At 71.1% G+C, this 18,145-nt stretch carries 20 protein-coding genes and 1 pseudogene; 14 read left to right on the forward strand and 7 right to left on the reverse strand.

The annotated features are described in order from the left end of the window. Positions 1 to 9 precede the first annotated feature (9 nt). Together AB0M82_RS03105 and AB0M82_RS03110 are read right to left on the reverse strand one after the other, a co-directional pair. Positions 10 to 1,458 carry a PH domain-containing protein gene (locus AB0M82_RS03105; RefSeq protein WP_364717149.1) on the reverse strand — a complete coding sequence of 483 codons (1,449 nt, stop codon included), beginning with the start codon at positions 1,456 to 1,458 and terminating at the stop codon, positions 10 to 12. Beyond that, complete coding sequence (locus tag AB0M82_RS03110; protein WP_364717151.1) at positions 1,455 to 1,952, reverse strand: PH domain-containing protein; 498 nt, start codon at positions 1,950 to 1,952, stop codon at positions 1,455 to 1,457. Before AB0M82_RS03110 ends, AB0M82_RS03105 begins: the two co-directional genes overlap by 4 nt. Before the next feature lie 92 nt (positions 1,953 to 2,044). Between AB0M82_RS03110 and AB0M82_RS03115 the strand changes: the two genes are divergently transcribed. After that, positions 2,045 to 2,641 (forward strand): TetR/AcrR family transcriptional regulator, encoded by a 597-nt coding sequence (locus AB0M82_RS03115; protein ID WP_364717154.1) that lies wholly within the window; start codon positions 2,045 to 2,047, stop codon positions 2,639 to 2,641. 16 nt (positions 2,642 to 2,657) lie between these two features. Here AB0M82_RS03115 and AB0M82_RS03120 read toward each other — a convergent pair whose 3' ends face one another. Then, the gene (locus tag AB0M82_RS03120; RefSeq protein WP_364717156.1) at positions 2,658 to 3,029 is read right to left on the reverse strand and encodes a helix-turn-helix domain-containing protein; all 372 of its coding nucleotides are present in this window, start codon (positions 3,027 to 3,029) and stop codon (positions 2,658 to 2,660) included. A 39-nt stretch (positions 3,030 to 3,068) separates the two neighbouring features. Beyond that, entirely contained in the window at positions 3,069 to 3,494 is a 426-nt protein-coding gene (locus AB0M82_RS03125) for an SRPBCC family protein (protein ID WP_364717159.1), read from the reverse strand. Between the two features lie 23 nt (positions 3,495 to 3,517). On the opposite strand from AB0M82_RS03125, the gene AB0M82_RS03130 reads away from it, so the two are divergent. The 12 genes from AB0M82_RS03130 to AB0M82_RS03185 all read left to right on the forward strand — a co-directional run bounded on the left by AB0M82_RS03130 (position 3,518) and on the right by AB0M82_RS03185 (position 14,617). Next, positions 3,518 to 4,048, forward strand: a complete 531-nt coding sequence (locus AB0M82_RS03130; RefSeq protein ID WP_364717162.1) for a TetR/AcrR family transcriptional regulator — start codon at positions 3,518 to 3,520, stop codon at positions 4,046 to 4,048. Positions 4,049 to 4,060: 12 nt separating this feature from the next. Further along, positions 4,061 to 5,818, forward strand: coding sequence for a CocE/NonD family hydrolase (locus AB0M82_RS03135; RefSeq protein ID WP_364717164.1), 1,758 nt, complete (start codon positions 4,061 to 4,063; stop codon positions 5,816 to 5,818). A gap of 70 nt (positions 5,819 to 5,888) precedes the next feature. Beyond that, positions 5,889 to 6,293: a hypothetical protein gene (locus AB0M82_RS03140; RefSeq protein ID WP_364717166.1), complete on the forward strand. Its 405-nt coding sequence runs from the start codon at positions 5,889 to 5,891 to the stop codon at positions 6,291 to 6,293. Next, positions 6,290 to 6,475: a hypothetical protein gene (locus tag AB0M82_RS03145; RefSeq protein ID WP_364717168.1), complete on the forward strand. Its 186-nt coding sequence runs from the start codon at positions 6,290 to 6,292 to the stop codon at positions 6,473 to 6,475. The genes AB0M82_RS03140 and AB0M82_RS03145 overlap by 4 nt, the downstream gene beginning before the upstream one ends. Positions 6,476 to 6,520: 45 nt before the next feature. After that, positions 6,521 to 7,207: a response regulator transcription factor gene (locus AB0M82_RS03150; RefSeq protein WP_364717169.1), complete on the forward strand. Its 687-nt coding sequence runs from the start codon at positions 6,521 to 6,523 to the stop codon at positions 7,205 to 7,207. Further along, the gene (locus AB0M82_RS03155) at positions 7,204 to 8,568 is read left to right on the forward strand and encodes a HAMP domain-containing sensor histidine kinase (RefSeq protein ID WP_364717171.1); all 1,365 of its coding nucleotides are present in this window, start codon (positions 7,204 to 7,206) and stop codon (positions 8,566 to 8,568) included. The genes AB0M82_RS03150 and AB0M82_RS03155 overlap by 4 nt, the downstream gene beginning before the upstream one ends. 214 nt (positions 8,569 to 8,782) lie before the next feature. Then, positions 8,783 to 9,688 carry a LysR family transcriptional regulator gene (locus tag AB0M82_RS03160; RefSeq protein WP_364717174.1) on the forward strand — a complete coding sequence of 302 codons (906 nt, stop codon included), beginning with the start codon at positions 8,783 to 8,785 and terminating at the stop codon, positions 9,686 to 9,688. A 118-nt stretch (positions 9,689 to 9,806) separates the two neighbouring features. Then, positions 9,807 to 10,964 carry a CoA transferase gene (locus tag AB0M82_RS03165; protein ID WP_364717177.1) on the forward strand — a complete coding sequence of 386 codons (1,158 nt, stop codon included), beginning with the start codon at positions 9,807 to 9,809 and terminating at the stop codon, positions 10,962 to 10,964. A 48-nt stretch (positions 10,965 to 11,012) separates the two neighbouring features. Next, positions 11,013 to 11,768 carry a crotonase/enoyl-CoA hydratase family protein gene (locus AB0M82_RS03170; RefSeq protein WP_364717180.1) on the forward strand — a complete coding sequence of 252 codons (756 nt, stop codon included), beginning with the start codon at positions 11,013 to 11,015 and terminating at the stop codon, positions 11,766 to 11,768. 2 nt (positions 11,769 to 11,770) lie between these two features. Continuing rightward, the gene (locus tag AB0M82_RS03175; protein WP_364717183.1) at positions 11,771 to 12,517 is read left to right on the forward strand and encodes an acetoacetate decarboxylase; all 747 of its coding nucleotides are present in this window, start codon (positions 11,771 to 11,773) and stop codon (positions 12,515 to 12,517) included. Continuing rightward, entirely contained in the window at positions 12,514 to 13,425 is a 912-nt protein-coding gene (locus tag AB0M82_RS03180) for a 3-hydroxyacyl-CoA dehydrogenase NAD-binding domain-containing protein (protein ID WP_364717186.1), read from the forward strand. Before AB0M82_RS03175 ends, AB0M82_RS03180 begins: the two co-directional genes overlap by 4 nt. Position 13,426: 1 nt before the next feature. Beyond that, entirely contained in the window at positions 13,427 to 14,617 is a 1,191-nt protein-coding gene (locus AB0M82_RS03185; protein WP_364717188.1) for an acyl-CoA dehydrogenase family protein, read from the forward strand. Positions 14,618 to 14,782: 165 nt separating this feature from the next. Here the strand turns inward: AB0M82_RS03185 and AB0M82_RS03190 are convergent, their stop codons facing one another. Beyond that, positions 14,783 to 16,012, reverse strand: coding sequence for an LCP family protein (locus AB0M82_RS03190; protein WP_364717190.1), 1,230 nt, complete (start codon positions 16,010 to 16,012; stop codon positions 14,783 to 14,785). A gap of 199 nt (positions 16,013 to 16,211) precedes the next feature. Further along, on the reverse strand, positions 16,212 to 16,955 hold the full coding sequence (locus AB0M82_RS03195) for an SDR family NAD(P)-dependent oxidoreductase (protein ID WP_364717193.1): 744 nt from the start codon (positions 16,953 to 16,955) through the stop codon (positions 16,212 to 16,214). A gap of 116 nt (positions 16,956 to 17,071) precedes the next feature. On the opposite strand from AB0M82_RS03195, the pseudogene AB0M82_RS03200 reads away from it, so the two are divergent. Next, positions 17,072 to 17,176, forward strand: a pseudogene (locus tag AB0M82_RS03200) (RNA polymerase subunit sigma-70); the annotation flags it as partial. 191 nt (positions 17,177 to 17,367) lie between these two features. Here AB0M82_RS03200 and AB0M82_RS03205 read toward each other — a convergent pair. Beyond that, entirely contained in the window at positions 17,368 to 17,631 is a 264-nt protein-coding gene (locus tag AB0M82_RS03205) for a WhiB family transcriptional regulator (RefSeq protein ID WP_364717531.1), read from the reverse strand. Between the last annotated feature and the right edge of the window lie 514 nt (positions 17,632 to 18,145).

Genomic DNA, 18,145 nt, shown 5'->3' on the forward strand with positions numbered 1-18,145 from the left:
GTCCCGAACCTAGGTCCGCGACGCTTCGGCGGGCACCGAAGCGAACGCCTCCAGCACTTCCGGCACGGCCGCGACCGCGAACGCGAGGCCTTCGTCGGCGTCGGCGTCGCGGATCGAATAGGCGCCGGATCCGGCCGCTGTGGTCGCGGTGAACGTCGCGAGCCCGCGACGGCGCTGGAACACCGACTGCTTCACCGTCCAGCCGAGCACCCCGTCCCGCGCCAGCACGGCCGTGCTCCGGCGGACCGAACCCGCCCGCATCAGCAGGTAGCGGCCGCGTGAGCCGTGCCCGAGACCGCGGTAGGCGTCCAGGGCCAGCAGGACCGCCACCGGCAGCGCGACGACGGCGAGCAGCCCGCCCAGCACGAGCAGGACGTCGGTGAGCAGCGCGCCGAGCCCCAGCAGGACCAGCACGGGGGCGAGCGCGGTCAGCAGGGCCCAGCGCAGCCGCCCCCCACGGGCGGCGGGCGGGTGGGGAACCAGCGGGACGTCCGTGACGGGCTCGCCCGTGACCCGCGCCGCCACCTCCCGGGCGATCGCGCGCGGGGCCGGCGGCAGCAGCGTCTTGGCTTCGGTTTTGCCGTCGTCGCGCTTCATGCCCGTGGCGATGGCGTCCACGCGCGCGGCGCCGGCGAGCCTGGCCCCGAGCGGCTCGACGAGTTCCACCCCGCGCAGCCGCCGCTCCTCGATGGTGATCGACCGGGTCGTGAACAGGCCGCGGCGGACGCGCAGAGTGCCGCCGGGCTCGCGGTCCAGCCGGTGGTTCCACCACATTTCGACGAACAGGCCCACGGCGCCGGCGACGCCGACGACGAGCGCGAGGACCAGCAGCAAGAGAACGCTCACGGCCAGGGAAAGCCCGCCGAAGAGGTTCAGGAGCCACTTCAGCAACCCGCCCCCGGCGCCGAACCAGTCCGCGACCTTGAACAGCGCGCCGAACGCGGACAGGCCGAGCGCCGGCGCGACGAAGGACACCGGCGCGTATCGGATCCAGCGCGGGTCGAGTATCGCGAGTGGACCGTCGTGCGCGGCAGGCTCCGGGATCCGGTGCAGCAGTTCGGTGCGCAGCGCTTCGGCGTCCGCCCTGGCCAGCGGGGAAAGGGTGATCTTCTCGTCCCGCCCGGTGCCGATGCTCAGCACCGCGACGCCGAACGCGCGGTGCAGGGGGTTCGCCGTCAGGTCGACGCCGCGGATCCGCTCGCGGAGCAACGACTTGCGCGTGTGGGCGACGAAGGCGAACTCGACCTCCAGGCGCTCGGCGGTGCACCGGAACCGGGTGTGCCGCCACCGGACGTAGTCGGCGAGCACGCCGCCGCCGATGAACAGCACCGCCGCCGGGGCCAGCCAAAGCGACCGGGTCCCGATGGCGATCGGGGTGCCCGCCGAGACGGTGATCCCGGCCAGCAGAACCGCGGTGACGCCGAGGGTGCGCCGGTCGAGCCGGCGCCAGCCGCTCACGTCGCGTCCCCGGGCGTGGCGTCCGTGCGTTCGGTCAGCCGCTCGGCGACGTCGGCGGCGACGCGCGCGTCGAGCCCGCTCAGCTTCACCGCGCCGCGCGCCGACGCCGTGGTCACCGTGACCGTGGCGAGCCCGAAGCGCTGCTGCAGCGGGCCGCGCAGCGTGTCGACGGTCTGGACGCGCGAAAGCGGCGCCACCCGCCACTCCTGCCACAGGAAGCCCGAGCGCACGTAGACGGCGGTCTCGGTGACCTCCCAGCGGTGCAGCCCGAACCACCACCGCGGCAGGACGACGCACCAGACCGCCCCGGCCAGCGCGAGGACGGCGGCCGGGACCAGCAGCCAGACCGCGGCCGGCGGGATCAGCAGGCCGAGCAGGGCCAGGACGAACACCGCCGGCGCGAACACGAGCGCCCACTGCCAGCGCCACCACGCGATCGCGCGACGGTCGAGTGCGTTGCGGGGCGGCCGCAGCCGCACCGTGCCTTCGGACACCGGACACCCCCGAGATCGGTTTACAATGCGACCGCATCGTAACGGCGACGCCCGGGGTTTCGCAATGCGATCGCATGACAACGGGAGCGAGTGTGCCGAAACAGGTGGACCACGACCAGCGCCGGGTGCAGATCGCCGAGGCGCTGCAGCGGCTGACCACGCGCGCCGGACTGGAAGGCGTCAGCCTGCGCCAGGTCGCGGCCGAAGCGGGCATGTCGATGGGGTCGGTGCAGCACTACTTCAAGACGAAGGACGAAATGCTGCGGTTCGCCCTGGAGCACCGGCATCGCCTGCGCACCGCGCGGATCACCGCGAAGGTGCTCGCCGAGGGGCCGCCGACACCGCGGTCGATCCTGCGCACCTGCCTGGTCGAAATCCTGCCCCTCGACCCCGAGAGCGAGGGCGACTACCTGATCGGCGTCGCGTACTTCATCCGCGCCGTGGCCGACCCGGCGATGGGGAAGGCCTTCGGCGAGGGCATGCCGGAACTGCTCGCCTTCTTCGCCGACCAGGTCCGCCAGGCCCAGGACGCGGGCGACGTCCCGGCGTCGGCCGACCCGGCGACCGAGGCGTCGGTCCTGTGGGCGATCGCGGACTCGCAGAGCTCGGAAATCCTGATGGGCCACCGCACTCCGGACGAGGCCGTGTCTACTGTGGACTACTACCTGGACCGTCTCTTCAGCGGCTGACCCGGGCCGGCGTGGGTCAGGCGGAGGCCTGGGCGTGCTCCGCGTCGTAGGCGTCCCGGGCTTCCTGGACCGAGGACATGTGCCGCCGCGCCCAGCGGTCCAGCAACTCCAGCGGCTCGGAGAGGTTGCGCCCCAACGCTGTCAGCTCGTACTCCACCTTCGGCGGGATCGTCGGGTACGCCGTGCGGGTGAGGAGGCCGTCACGGACCAGGCTTCGCAGCGTCTGCGTCAGCACCTTCTGGGAGATCCCGTCCACCCGGCGGCCGATTTCGGTGAACCGCAGCGGGCCGGGCGTGAGGGCGCCGACGATCAGCACCGTCCACTGGTCGCCGATACGATCGAGCAGCCGACGGGTCGGGCAGTTGCGGTCATAGGGGTTCGCCTGCACACCACGCTCCTCACTTTCCGGAGGAGAGTAACACGCCGATCAGGCGGTGGCGCGTGCCAGACCGGCGGCCACCCGCTTGATGAAGGAGCCGAGGAACCACCGGTAGAACCACCCTGTGCCGGGGATCTTCGGCGTGAACGTCGAGTGCCAGTGGATGTCGGTCCCGCCGTCGCGGGGCAAGAGGTCGACGTAGGCGACGTAGTCCCGCAGCGGCAAGCCGTGCTCCAGCGCGTAGCCGAACCGGCGGCCGGGCTCCAGCGCGACGATCTTCTCGTACGAGCGGACGCCGTTGGTCGTGAACAGCCGGATCGCCCCCAGGCCTTCTGGCTCATCCTCCCCCTTGCTGACCAGCTCGAACGACCCCAGCGGCGACCAGGTGGGCCAGCTCGCGCCGTCTCGCAGCAGGGCGTACACGGCGTCGGCCGGGGCAGCCGTCCGGGCGTGAACCGAAATGCGTTGTACCATTTGGTACGTGTACCATCTGGTACATGATCGACGCAAGCCCGCGGGCGAAGCTCCTCGCCGCGGCGATCGACCACATCGCCAACCACGGCGGGGCCGACCGGAGCCTGCGGGCGCTGGCCGCCGACCTCGGCACCAGCCACCGCATGCTCATCTACCACTTCGGCTCCAAGGAAGGCCTGCTCACGGCGGTGGCGCGCGAGGTCGAGGCCCGCCAGCGCGCTGCCCTCGCCGGTCTCGACCCGGCGGAGTTCTGGCGGCGGCTCACCGACGACGACCTGCGCGCCAACGAAAGGCTGTTCTTCCAGCTTTACGGCCAGGCACTCGGCGGCACCCCGGGCACGGCGGAGTTCCTCGACGGCGTGATCGAAGACTGGCTCGAGCCCATCGAAGCCCGGCTCGCCCAGCTCGGCGTCCCGGAAGCCGACCGGGCCGCCCACGCCCGGCTCGGGCTCGCCGTCGCCCGCGGGCTGCTGCTCGACCTCGTCACGACCGGCGACCGCGAAGCCGTCGACGCCGCCATGGAGCAATTCCTGGCCAGGTACGAAAAACCGTGATCGACTGGCGCGATGCGACTGCTACTGGGGTTCTTGGCCGCTTTGCTCACGACGGCGGGGCTCGTCCCCGCGGCGTCCGCTTCGCCATCGGCAAGCCGCCCGATCCACGCCTACGACCAGGCGATCCGCGAAACGGCGTGGGTGGAGACCGGCACCGACCACGACCGCGACGGCAAGGCCGACCGCGTCGCGGCCGACGTCATCCGGCCCGACACTCGCGGGCGCGTCCCGGTGATCCTCGATGTCAGCCCGTACTACGCGTGCTGCGGCCGCGGCAACGAGGCGCAGAAGAAGACGTACGCGCCGGACGGCACCCCGGAGCAGTTCCCGTTGTTCTACGACAACTACTTCGTGCCGCGCGGTTACGCGGTGGTGCTCGCCGACGTCGGCGGGACGAACCGGTCGTCGGGCTGCTTCGACGACGTCGGCTCCGGCAACGCGGTCGTCAACTGGCTCAACGGCCGGGCAAAGGCCTTCGACGCGCCCGACGGCGGCCGCCCGGTGCGAGCGGACTGGTCCACCGGGAGCGTCGGCGCGATCGGCAAGTCCCAGGACGGCGCCACCGCGATCGGCATGGCCGCCTCGGGCATCGCCGGGCTGAAGACGATCGTGCCGATCGAAGGCGTCGCGGACAACTACGCCCAGCTCATCGCGAACGGCGCTCCCCTGGCCACGCCGGAGAACACCGGGTCGGCCTTCACCTACAACGAGCGCGCCGCCGATCTGTGCAAGCCGTTCGAGGCGGATCTCAAGGCGCGCGCGGGCACGAACGGCGACTACAACGCCTACTGGCAGAGCGTGAACTACGTCCCGCGGGCCGGACAGGTCCGCGCGAGCGTGCTCATCGCGCAGGGCTTCGGGGACTGGATCGTCGCGCCGAACCAGTTCGCCCGCTACTGGGACGCGCTGGGCCGGGCCGGCGTCCCGCGCAAGGCGTGGCTGAGCCAGGCCGGCCACACCGACCCCTTCGACCTGCAGCGGGCGCGGTGGGTCGAGACCCTGCACCGCTGGTTCGACCGCTGGTTGCTCGGCATCCGCAACGGCGTCGAGCGCGATCCCGCCGTCCACCTCGAAACCGCGCCGGACCAGTGGACGGACGCCCGGAACTGGCCGCCGGCCACACTCCCGGCGACGTTCCGCCCGTCGGGTGGCGGCACGCTGGGGCAGACCGGAACCGGCACGGCCACCGTCGTCGACGATCCGGCCGTCACCCGCGAACAGTGGGCGACCGGGACGTCGGCCGCCCGGTTCACCGGTGCTCCGCTGCCCTCAGCTGTGCGGATCTCCGGGTCGCCTTCGGTGACGATCACCGCGTCGTCGGACAAGACCGCCGCCCGGCTCGGCGTCGCGCTCGTCGACTACGGCCCGGCCGAGAACCGCGACACCGCGTTCTACGGCAGCGGGGTCGAGAACCTGGCCACGCGCTCGTGCTGGGGTTCCGGTTCCGCCACCGACAGCGCGTGCTTCCTCGACACGGCTGCCGACGTCGTCGCCGCCGACCACCGGATCGTCGCCGCCGGCTGGGCGGACCTCGGGCACCACGCGTCGCTGCGGCACGGCGAACCGCTCGTTCCCGGCCGGGCGTACACGATGACGTTCGACCTCACCGCGCTCGACCACGTCGTGCCGGCCGGGCACCGGCTCGGGCTGCTCCTCGGCGGCACCGACGGGTTGCTCTTCGATCCCGCACTGCCGGCGCTGGGCGACACGCTGACGTTCGACCTCGCGCGGACGTCGGTCACCGTCGGCCTTACAAAGCCCGAACACTAGGCGGACGCCCTCCGAACACCGCCCGGCGAAAGTACTCCCGGTACCCACGAACGGATACGAGGGAGAAACGATGCGAGGAACCACCTGGACGCGGCTGGCGCTGGCGGGCGGGGCGAGCGCGGCCTGCCTGCTGGTGGCGGCGCCGCTGGCCTCGGCCCAGACGACGTCACCGGCGCCGGTCGCGCCGATCACGCTCAGCCCGGAGGAGTCGCAGCGGGTCTGCGCCGACTGGGTGCCGAAGCTGCAGAAGCGGGCCGACAACCTGAAGCAGCGGATCACCGGCGGCCCCGAGGTGAAGGGCTCGGTCGCCAACCTCAAGGCGCGGGCCGCCGACCAGCGCGCCAAGGGGCACACCGCGCGCGCCGACCAGCTCGACCAGCGCGCCACCAAGCGTCAGGGCCGGGTCGGCGAGCTGGACACGGCGAAGCAGAAGCTCGACGCGTTCGCGGCCGCGCACTGCAAGCCGGCCAAGTGAGAGGCGCGAGGGTCGCGGCGGCCGTCGGGGCCGCCGCGCTCGTCGCGCTCGGCTGCGCGGGCTGCCGCGACAACCTGATGGGCCCGGCCCCCGGGAACTCGCCGTCGACGTCGGAACTGAGCGGGATCGAGTCGACGCTCAACGGCGTCGAGTCCGACATGAACAGCGATGGCTCGCCCTGACCGGCTAGCGTCTCCCCTCTGAACAGTGCGGAGACGGGAGCAGGTATGGGGTCACCGGGACGCGGCCTCGTCCTCGTGGTCGAGGACGAGGCGGCGATCGCCGAGCTCGCGGCGCTCTACCTCAAGCGCGACGGCTTCGGCGTGCACGTCGAGGCGGACGGCGGGCGGGCGCTGGACGCCGTCCGCCGGCTCAAGCCGGTGGCGATCGTGCTCGACATCGGACTGTCCGGAATGGACGGTATCGAGATCTGCCAGGCGCTGCGCGCGGCCGGGGACTGGACGCCGGTGCTGTTCGTGACCGCGCGCGACGACGAGCTCGACCGCCTGCTGGGCCTGGAGATCGGCGCGGACGACTACCTCACCAAGCCGTTCAGCCCACGCGAGCTGGCCGCCCGGGTCCGGACGGTGCTGCGCCGCGCCTCGGGCACGACGCCGGCCGCGGAGACGTTCGCCGTCGGCGGCGCGCGCGTCGACGTCACCAGCCGGCGTGCCTGGGCGGGCGACGTCGAGGTCGCGCTGACGTCCACCGAGTTCGACCTCCTCACGCACCTGCTCCGGCACCCCGGGCAGGTGCTTTCGCGCGACCAGCTGCTCAGCGCCGTCTGGGGCTACGCCGCGGCGGCGGGCACCCGCACCGTCGACGTCCACGTGGCGCAGCTGCGGGCGAAGCTCGGCGCGTCGAGTCCGATCAGGACAGTGCGCGGCATCGGCTACGCGGCGGACCCGGCATGAAGGGCACTCTTGCCGGGCGGATCACGCTGGTGTGCCTGGCCGTCGCGGGCGTCGCGGTGATCGTGGCCGGGCTCGTCGCGTCCCGGCTGATCCGGACCACGGCGGACAACGTGCTGCAGTCGTCGCTGGCCGCGCAGGCCGACGTCGTCGCGTCGCAGCTCGACGAGACCGGCATCGGGAACCGGCTGGGCGTCGGCAAGGTCGCCGACGTCGTGCGCGGCCAGGGGATTTCGGTGGTGATCCGCCGCGCGGGCGGGCAGGCGCTCGGCGACGCCGTCGCCGTGCAGGCCGCGGGCAAGCTCGGGTTCGGCGCGGACCACTCCGGACGCGTCATGGCCGGGGGTGCGCAGTACCTGGTCGAGACGCGGGTGGTCGGCACGCGCGGGGCGGCGTTCGCGCTGGTCCTGCCCGCGCGCAACGCCGAAGCGACGCAGAAGGCGCTCGTGCGCAACATCCTTTTCGCGCTGGGCATAGGTCTGCTGGTGGCGGCGCTGGCCGGGTTCGTCTCCGGCCGGCTGCTGGGCCGTCCCCTGCGGCGCGCCGCCCTTGCCGCGGGATCCCTGCGGGCGGGACGGCGGGACGTGCGGGTGCCGGTGGAAGGGCCGCGCGAGGTGGCGGAGGTCGCCGGGTCGCTGAACTCGCTCGCCGACGCGCTGGCGGTCAGCGAAGCGCGGCAGCGTGAGTTCCTGCTGTCGGTGTCGCACGAGCTGCGGACGCCATTGACCGCGGTGACGGGGTTCGCCGAGGCGATCGCGGACGGCGTGGCTTCGGGAGACGACGCCCAGCGGGCCGGGCAGACCATCCAGCGGGAGGCGCAGCGGCTGGAACGGCTGGTCACGGACCTGCTGGAACTGGCGCGGCTGGGCGCCGACGAGTTCCGCCTCGACGTCGCTTCGCTGGATCTGGGCGCGCTGGTCCGCGACTGCGCGGAGGTCTGGCAGCTGCGGTGCGCCCGGGAGGACGTCCGGCTGTCCGTTTCGGCGCCTTCTTCTCCGGTCCCGGTCCTGGCGGACGCGCGACGGCTGCGCCAGGTCGTCGACGGGCTGGCGGAGAACGCGCTGCGCGTCACCCCGGCCGGCGCGCCGATGGTGTTCTCGCTGTCGGTTTCTCCTGGTTCGGCGCGGCTTTCGGTGCGCGACGGCGGCCCGGGCCTGGCCCCGGAGGACTACCCGGTGGCGTTCGAGCGCGGGGTGCTGAACGCGCGGTACCGCGACCGCCGTCCGGTCGGGTCGGGCATCGGGCTGGCCCTGGTCCACGCCCTGGTCACCCGCATGGGTGGCACGCTGACGGCAGGCCCGGCGCCGGAAGGCGGAGCGGCGTTCACGATCACTTTCCCGACGGCGGCGGTTCCGGTGGGCTGAGCTGGGCGGCGCCGCGTCGCCCCCCTGATCACGCGAGCCGACCCTCCAGGCACGCGAGTCGTCCGTCCAGGTACGCGAGTTCGCCGTTCCGGTACACGGGACTCGCGTGATCAGGAACGTAACTCGCGTGATTGGGAACGTAACTCGCGTGATTGGGCGCGTCACTCGCGTGATTGGGAGGGGGTCGGCATGGGGTGGGCCGTAGGGTCGGGGCATGGAGATGCTGCACCTGCGCTACTTCGTCGCGGTCGCCGAGGAACTGAACTTCTCCGCCGCGGCGCGGAAGCTGCACATGGCCGCGTCCCCCTTGAGCCAGCGGATCAAGGACCTCGAGCACGAGCTGGGGCAGCAGCTGTTCGACCGCAGCACCCACCACGTCACCCTCACCGATGCCGGGGCCGCGCTGCTGCCGCTCGCCCGGGACGTCCTCGAGCAGGTCAGCTCGATCCCCTGGAAACTCGACGAGGCGACGAAGCCGCGTCGCAGCACCGTGTTCCTCGGCATGCCCGCCGGCGTGCACCCCGACCTGCGGGAACGCGTCAACACCCTGGCCGGGCGCGTCCGCGAGAAGTACGAGCTGAAACGCTGGCCCGGCACCACCGCCGACCTCGTGCAGGGCGTGCACGAGGGCAAGCTCGCGCTCACCCTGGCCCGGCTGCCGGTCACCGATCCGGCGCTGGAGCAGCTGCCGGTGATGTCGGAACGGCTCGGCGCGGTCGTGCCCGCCGACCGGTTCGCCGGCCGGAGTTCGGTCAGTCTCGCCGAGCTGACCGAACTCCCGTACGTGGCCTCACCCGAGGAAATCACCCCGGCGTATTTCGAGCAGCTGGACCACCAGCTGAGCGAACTGGGCGTCAAGAAACGCATCCGGCTGACCAACACCGGATACGGCGGGACGTCCGAAATCATTTCCAGCGGTGAAGCCTTTTCCATTTCCATGCTGGACGCGAAGTCCCCCATGCACGGCTACCGGCTCGACAACGTCATCGTGCTGCCGTTCACCGACTTCCGACCCCAGCTGGACACCGGCCTGGTCTGGCGCCGCGATCGCACCGAAGGCGACCTGCGAGAACTCGTCGAAGCCGCGAAAGACGTCTTCGCGGAACCTCTCGACTCCTGACAACAATGGCATGACTGCCGTAGTCATACCATTGCGCGCATCATGATCATTCCCTTTCCTCGCACCCGCTACTAGCTTCGGAGGTAGCGCAACACAGCAAGGTGCGAAAGGACGAATGATGACGGACATCACCGACACCACGACCGGCCCGCTGGACGGCGTGCGCGTGATCGACCTCTCGACCGTGGTGATGGGCCCGTACGCGGCCCAGATCCTCGGCGACCTGGGCGCCGACGTGATCAAGATCGAGTCCCCCGCGGACACCGTCCGCGTGGGCGAGTACCGCACCACGCCGGGCATGACCCCGCTGAACCTGAACGTCAACCGCAACAAGCGCAGCGTGTCCCTCAACCTCAAGGACGAGGCCGAGCGCGAGCAGGCGCTGAAGCTGATCGACACCGCCGACGTGCTGATCACCAACATGCGCCCCGGCGCGCTGGCCCGGCTCGGCCTGAACTACGCCGACGTCGCCGCGCGCAACCCCCGCCTGGTCTACGCCCACGCGCAGGGCTTCCGCGGTGACTCCGACCGCGCCGGCAACGCCGCCTACGACGAGACCGTGCAGGCCTCCTCCGGCCTGGTCGACGTCGCCAACCGCGCGCTCGGCGAGCCGGTCTACCTGCCGACGATCATCGGCGACAAGGTCTCGTCGCTGACCATCGCCTACAGCGTGCTCGCCGCGCTGGTCCACCGCGACAAGACCGGCCAGGGCCAGCGGATCGAGATCCCGATGACCGACACGCTGATCGCGTTCAACCTCGTCGAGCACCTGGCCGGGCACACCTACGAGCCGGCCGAGGGCCCGACCGGGTTCGCGCTGTCGATGACGAAGGGCCACGCCGCGGTCCGCACCAAGGACGGCCTCGCCTGCGTGATCCCCTACAACCCGGCCAACTTCCGCGACTTCTTCGCCGCAGCCGGCCGCCCCGACCTCGCCGCGGACCCGCGCGTGAACGGCGACGCCATCAACCGCGCCGACAACGAGTGGCTGTCCGAGCAGATCGCGGTGTGCGCCCCGGCGCTGACCACCGAAGAGTGGGCCGAGGTGTGCGCGAAGCACAGCATCCCGATGGCTCCAGTGCTCGAACTGGACCGCGCGCACGAGGACCCCTACGTCCGCGACGGCCACCTGCTGGACACCGTCGAGCACCCGAGCGAGGGCGCCATCCGCACGGTCGGCATCCCGGTGAGGTTCTCCGCGACGCCCGGCTCGATCCGCCGCCTGGCCCCGCTGGCCGGCCAGGACACCGCCGACGTCCTCGCCGAACTGGTCTGAACCAATCGCACTTTCCTAGGGAAAGTTGCGTGAAGAAAGTGTGAAGTCATGAGCACCACCGAAGTACGCACCGAACGGATCGGCGGCACCCTGCTGATCACGATCGACCGGCCGCAGGCCCGCAACGCGGTCAACGCCGCCGTCGCGGCCGGGCTGGCCGCCGCCCTGGACGAACTGGAGCAGGACCCCACGCTCCGGGCGGGCGTCCTCACCGGCGCCGGCAACACCTTCAGCGCCGGGATGGACCTCAAGGCCGCCCTCAAGGGCGAGTCCCCGGAGATCCCCGGCCGCGGGTTCGGCGGCCTCACCGAGGCCGAGCTGACGAAGCCGCTGATCGCCGCCGTCGAAGGGTTCGCCATGGGCGGCGGGTTCGAGCTCGCGCTGGGCTGTGACCTCATCGTCGCCGCCGAGACCGCGAAGTTCGGCCTCCCCGAGGTGAAGCGCGGCCTGATCGCCGCGGGCGGCGGCGTGATCCGGCTGCCGAAGCGGATCCCGCACCACCTGGCGATGGAGTTCCTGCTCACCGGCGAGCCCGCCACCGGCCGCCGCGCGGGCGAGCTGGGCCTGGTCAACCGCGTGACGCCGAATGGCGACGCCGCCGCCGTCGCACTGCAGCTGGCGGAGAAGCTCGCGGAGAACGCGCCCCTCGCGCTGGCCGCCGTCAAGAAGATCGTGCGCGGCTCGGAGGCCGAAGCCTTTGCCGTGCAACGTGAAGAAACGAAGAAGCTGATGCGGTCCGCCGACGTCCGCGAGGGCATGACCGCCTTCGCCGAGCGCCGCGCTCCGAAGTGGACGGGCGAATAGCCATGAAGATCGACGAAGTCCGCAGGCACGTGACCACTCCCCTGACCGCCCCGGCGTTCGCGCCGGTGGTGCCGAGGTTCACGAACCGCGAGTACCTGAACATCGTCTACCGGACCGACGCCGACGCGCTGCGCGCCGTCGTCCCGGAGCCGCTGAAGGTCGAAGAACCGTTGGTGCGCTTCGAAGTCATGAAGATGGGCGACGTCTCCGGCTACGGCCCGTACACCGAGTCCGGCCAGGCGATCGAAGTCAGCTTCGACGGCGAGCGCGGCGAGTACCTGCACGCGATGTACCTCGACAACTTCCCGGCCACCGCGTCCGGGCGCGAGGTCAGCGCGTACCCGAAGACCGTCGGCAGCCCGGATCTCTATGTCGACAACGGTGTTCTGGTGGGCACGCTGGACTACGGGACGCTCCGGGTGGCCACCGCGACGATGGGCTACAAGCACCACGAGCTGGACGTCCGCGAGGCCGAGCGACAGATCACGGTCCCGACGTTCATGCTCAAGACGATCCCCGGCTACGACGGCGCGCCGCGTGTGCAGGAGCTGGTCCGCACCGAGATCACCGACGTGGTGGTCAAGGAGGCCCACACCGGCCCGGCGCGGCTGCAGCTGTTCCACCACGTCCTGGCCCCGCTGGCCGACCTGCCGGTGCTGGAGGTCGTCTCCGCGAGCCACCTCCTCACCGACCTGACGCTCGCCCCGGTCAAGCCGGTCTTCGACTACTTGAAGGGAGTGCGGTCATGAAGTTCACCAACGCGGCGGTCATCGGTGCCGGCACGATCGGGCTGTCCTGGACGGCGCTGTTCGCCCACCACGGCCTGACCGTCCGGGTGAGCGACCCGCGTCCAGACCTCGCCGAGGCCATCTCCGACGCACTGACGAGTTTCGCCCCGCACCTGGGCACAACCGCCGAGGAGCTGGCGAGCCGGGTCCACGTCGCCGCCGACGTCACTGAATCAGTGAAAGATGCGGACGTCGTGCAGGAGAATGGCCCCGAGAACGTCGAGTTCAAGAAGGACCTGTTCAAGACGCTCGTCGAGGAAGCGCCTGAGCACGCGCTGTTGCTGAGTTCGTCAAGCGCCATCCCGTCGACGGCGTTCACCGGCGGGATCGACGGCAGCCGTGTCCTCATCGGGCACCCGTTCAACCCGCCGCACCTGATCCCGCTGGTCGAGGTCGTCCCCGGCGAGCAGACCAGCGAAGAGTCGGTCGAAGCGGCCGTCGGCTTCTACACCTTCCTCGGCCGGACGCCGGTCGTGGAGCGCAAGGAAATCCCGGGCTTCGTCGGGAACCGGCTGCAGAACGCGCTGAGCCGCGAAGCGATCTACCTCGTCGAACAAGGCGTGGTGACCCCGGAAGACCTGGACAAGGTGATCACGAACTCGCTCGGCATCCGCTGGGCGGCCGTCGGGCCGTTCCTCGGCTCGCACCTCGGTGGCGGCCCCGGCGGCTACCGGCACATGGCCGAGCACATCGGCCAGTCCATGAAGAAGATGTGGGCCGGACTGGGCAACCCCAGCCAGAGCCCTGAAGAGCAGGAACGGCTCATCGAAGCCGTCGAAAAGGCTTACGGCTCCTCCACGTACTCGGAACTCGCCGAGACGCGCGACCGCAAGCAGCTCGCCGTACTGAACGCAATGGAGGAGAACTGACATGGAACCGCTCAAGGACAAGCTCACCGCCGACTTCTACGACTTCGAAGCGCTGCTGCCCGACGAGGAGCGCAAGCTGCTGGTCAAGGCACGCGAGTTCTTGACCCGCGACGTCAAGCCGCTCGTGAACGAGAACTGGGAAGCCGGAACCTTCCCGAAGGAACTGATCGGGATGTTCCGCGGCTCGGGCCTCGCCGGCCTGCCGTACGAGGGCTACGGCGAGCACAAGCCCGCGGTCAGCAACCTGCTCACCGGCATGATGGCGATGGAGATGAGCCGCACCGACGCGTCGGTCGCCACGTTCTTCGGTGTCCACAACGGACTCGCGATGTACTCGATCCACAGCGGCGGCAGCCAGGAGCAGCGCGACCGCTGGCTCCCCGAGCTGGCCGCGATGGACAAGATCGGCGCGTTCGCGATGACCGAGCCGCTCGGCGGTTCCGACGTCGCCGGCGGCATGCGCACCACCGCCAGGCGAGACGGCGACGCCTGGATCCTCAACGGCGCCAAGAAGTGGATCGGCAACGCGACCTTCGCCGACTACGTCGTGGTGTGGGCGCGGGACGTCGACGACAACCACGTCAAGGGCTTCGTCGTCGAGAAGGGCACGCCCGGCTTCGTGCCGGAGAAGATCCAGGGCAAGACGGCGTTCCGGATCGTCGAGAACGCGGAGATCACCCTCACCGACGTCCGCGTGCCGGAGGCGAACCGCCTGCAGGGCATCAACTCCTTCCGCGACGTCGCGGAGATCCTGCGCGCCACTCGCGGCGGCGTCGCCTGGCAGGCGCTGGGCGTGATGATCGGCGCCTACGAAGCCGCGCTGGCCTACGCCCAGGAGCGCGAACAGTTCGGCCGGCCGATCGCCCGCTTCCAGCTGGTGCAGGACCTGCTCGTGAAGAGCCTCGGCAACATCACCGCGTCGTGGGGCATGCTGGTGCAGCTCGCCCGGCTGCAGGACGCGGGGATCTTCAAGGACGAGCACTCGTCGCTGGCCAAGGCGTTCGTCACCTCGCGGATGCGTGAGGTCGTCGCCTGGAGCCGGGAGATCTTCGGCGGCAACGGGATCGTGCTCGGCTACGACGTCGCGCGGTTCTTCGCCGACGCCGAGGCGATCTACTCCTTCGAAGGCACCCGCGAGATGAACACCCTGATCGTCGGCAAGGCGATCACCGGGCAGTCCGCGTTCGTGTAAAACCTAGTATCGCGTCGCAAGTTGTTTGACGGTCCGGCCGAGCGCCCCAATGTGGCGTTCGGTGCGTCCAACGCACCCAATGTGGCGTTCGGTGCGTCCAACGCAACCAACGCCACATTGGGGCGCAACCCCGGCCCCTCGTCAACGAACCTCGGACGCGCGACGCTAGTTCACGCAGCCGGCGGCCGTACTGGTCGCCGGCTGCTTCGTGTCCGAAGCGCCCACAGTGCCCACCGCGCCCGTCGACGGCGGCTTCGTGCCGGTCGCCGCCACCGGCTTCACGCCGCCGGTCGTGTCGTCGCCCGAAGCCTGGACCGCCGGGGTGCTGATCGCCGTGCGCACGAACTGCCGGACCTGCGCCGGGTCGACCTTCACCGCGTCGCCGTCGGACGGCGTCTGCATCGACAGGCTCTGCACCGGGATCGTGGCGAAGCCGATCGCCCCGGACGTCAGCCCCCGCAGCTGCTGCGCGAAGCTCAGGACGTCCCAGCCCTTGTCCAGCACGACAGCCCCCTGCACCGCGCCGACCAGCGAGTTCAGCTTCGACACGTCGGTGAACGTGCCCGCGCTCAGCACCTTCTTCGCCATCCCGGACAGGAACGCCTGCTGCCGCGCGATCCGGTCGAGGTCGCCGTTGAGCAGGCCGTGGCGCTGCCGGACGAACGCGAGCGCCTGGGCGCCGGACAGCGTCTGCGGGCCGGCCGCGAAGTCCGCGCCGGAGTAACTGTCGTGCACCGGCGCCTTGAGGCAGACGTCGACGCCGCCGACGGCCTGTGACAGCGCGTCGAACCCGGCGAGGTTGATCGCCGCGTAGTGGTTGATCGTCAGCCCGGTGAACTTCTCCACGGTCTGGATCGCCGTCTTCGCGCCCGCCTCGTTCGCCGCCACCTCCAGCTGCGCGCCGGTCAGGCCCCGGGCGCGCAACCCGGACATCGCGGCGTTCTTGCCGCGGCTGTACGCCGAGTTGATCTTGTGCTTGCCGTACCCGCCCGCGATGTCCACATAGGAGTCGCGCGGGATCGAGATCGCGGTCGCCGCGGCGCCGCCCGCCGGGATGTGCACCAGGATGATCGTGTCCGTGGTGTCCCCGCCATCGTCGCCGCTGCCCGCGTGCAGCGCGTCGAGCACGTTCTGTGGCAACGGGTTGCCGTACGCGTCGGTCCGGGCGTCGATCCCGACGAGCAGGATGTTCTGAGCGACCTTCAGCGGCTCGCCAGGAGGGGTGCCACGGTCGTCGATCTGGGCCGACGGCGGGATGACGTCGGCCATGACGATGCCGTTGTCCAGTTTGCTCAGCTGTGTCCAGGCGAAGCCGGTGGCCGCGAGCACCAGCGTCGACACGACGCCGAGCGTGACCCGGCCGCCGATGCGGCTCCCCCGCGACGACAGCAGCACGACACTTCCCCTTGCTTCCCTCAGTTGTCCCCTTGTTCGAGGATCACCGCGTTAGCTGGGAATCAGCTGAGAAAGTTGTTGAAAGCTTGTGACGCTGCCCGATCGGCCGAGGCGGTTCGAGCCGATCGACCGGTTTTCGCGACGGAAAGTACCGGCACGCGTACCGGAATGGACTGTGGGGCCGGACACAGCCACCGTGCTACCGCGGCAACCTGCGCCAGATCGCGCGCGGCAGCAAGCGCATTCCGAAGAAGACCGGACGGAGTATCCCGGGCACCCAGACGACGCCGCGGCCGCGTCGCAGCGCGGCGACCGTCGCCTCGGCCACCTGGTCCGGGGTGCTGGAGAACGGCGCCGGCGACATGCCTTCGGTCATCCGGCCGATCACGAAGCCGGGGCGGACCAGGAGCAGGTGGACGCCGGAGCCCCACAGCGCGTCGGCGAGGCCGCTCGCGAAGCCGTCGAGACCGGCCTTGGCCGAGCCGTAGACGTAGTTCGCGCGGCGCACGCGCACCCCGGCCACGGACGAGAACACGACCAGGCGGCCGTGCCCCTGCGCGCGCAGGAGGTTCGCGGCGTGGGTCAGCACGCCGACCTGCGCGACGTAGTCGGTGTGCACGATCGCGGCGGCGTGGGCGGCATCGGCTTCGGCGCGCGCCTGGTCGCCGAGGACGCCGAAGGCCAGCACGACGACGTCCAGCGGACCGTGCTCGGCCGCCACCTTCGCCAGGAAGGGGCCGTGCGCGGCGAGGTCGTCGGCGTCGAACTCGGCGGTTTCGACGGTTTCGGCGCCGGCTTCGCGCAGCGCGGCGACCTCCGCGGTCAGGTCCGCGCCCGGCCGCGCGGCCAGCACGAACCGGCGCGTGTCCTCGCTGACCAGGCGTTTCGCCACGGCCAGCCCGATCTCACTGCGTCCGCCGAGCACCAGCACCGTTCCGTTCACCGCAGCACTCTCTCGTTCGGGGGTCCCGGGGGCGGAGCCCCGGTTTCAACGCAGTCTCCCAGCCGGGGTGCGCCAGCTTGCCGGAGTGGGTGGCGCACTGGACTTCGCGACGCTCGTTGGAGACGAGCGTCACGGCGGCGAACAGCGCACTCCAGCGAGCCCACGCGACGTTGCGTGAGCGGTTGCCCGCGCGCCGTGCCGAGTGGACGGTGGGCGACCCGGCCGCGGCGGAACCCGCGCGGCTCAACTGCGGGTAATGGCGCGGATACTCCCGCCCCGGCGAAGACGGCAAAAAACCCGGGCAGGCGATTCCCGAAAGAATCACCTGCCCGGGCACACACGCTTCCGGAATCGAATTTCTCCGGTTTCGTGTTTTGCTCGAGGCCGCCGGGAAGAGGACACCGGACGGCGGTCAGGCAGCCCGGTGCCGCTGCGGCGCGCTGCGCACCAGCCGGCGGCGTTCGTCCGCGGTGATGCCGCCGAAGACGCCGTGGTCCAGGCCGTTGTCGAGCGCGTAGCCGAGGCATTCGGCGCGCACCGGGCAGCGCGCGCACACGGCCTTCGCCTGTGCCGTCTGCCGGGCGCCGGGGCCGACCTCGGAGATCGGGAAGAACAGTTCCGGGTCCTCGTCCTTGCAGGCCGCGAGTTCCGCCCAGCCCGTCATCGTGGCTTCCATTCCTTCGTTCACCTCCTCAATCTTCCTGTTTCCCATTGTTGGGGCGCGTCAACCGACTTAACCGCGACGGGCGCGCGAACGCATCCGCCTGGGTCAAGGGGGTTTTGGCTTCGGTCCCCGGCTCACCCTCCGGGCAACCAAGACTGCAACACACGAGAGTACGCCTTCCTTCCCGGGATCTCGATGTCGATCACGTCACCCCGATCGGCGAGATCGCGCTCCAGCGCGCCCCGCCCGGGGCCGCCGCCCGCCGCCGCCGCGCAGGCTCGGACCGCGTCAGCGGGCCGGGCTCAGCGGTGCCCCGCAAGGCTTTGCGACCCGGGCGCGCCCGCACCGGGCCAGCCCCGGCGAAGATCTCCACGCCGAGCCGTGACACCTTCCGCGGGCACCGCGCCGCGACCGGAATCCGCCGTTCACACGCCCGCGCGTCTTCGGTCGCCGACGGGCTCACCGGGCGCCGGCCGCGCGGCGCACCGGAGCGGTCGCTGGATCGCGTCTCGGTGGGTCACCAAGT

This window comes from Amycolatopsis sp. NPDC051128 (assembly GCF_040682715.1).
In the GTDB taxonomy this organism is placed as follows: Bacteria; Actinomycetota; Actinomycetes; order Mycobacteriales; family Pseudonocardiaceae; genus Amycolatopsis.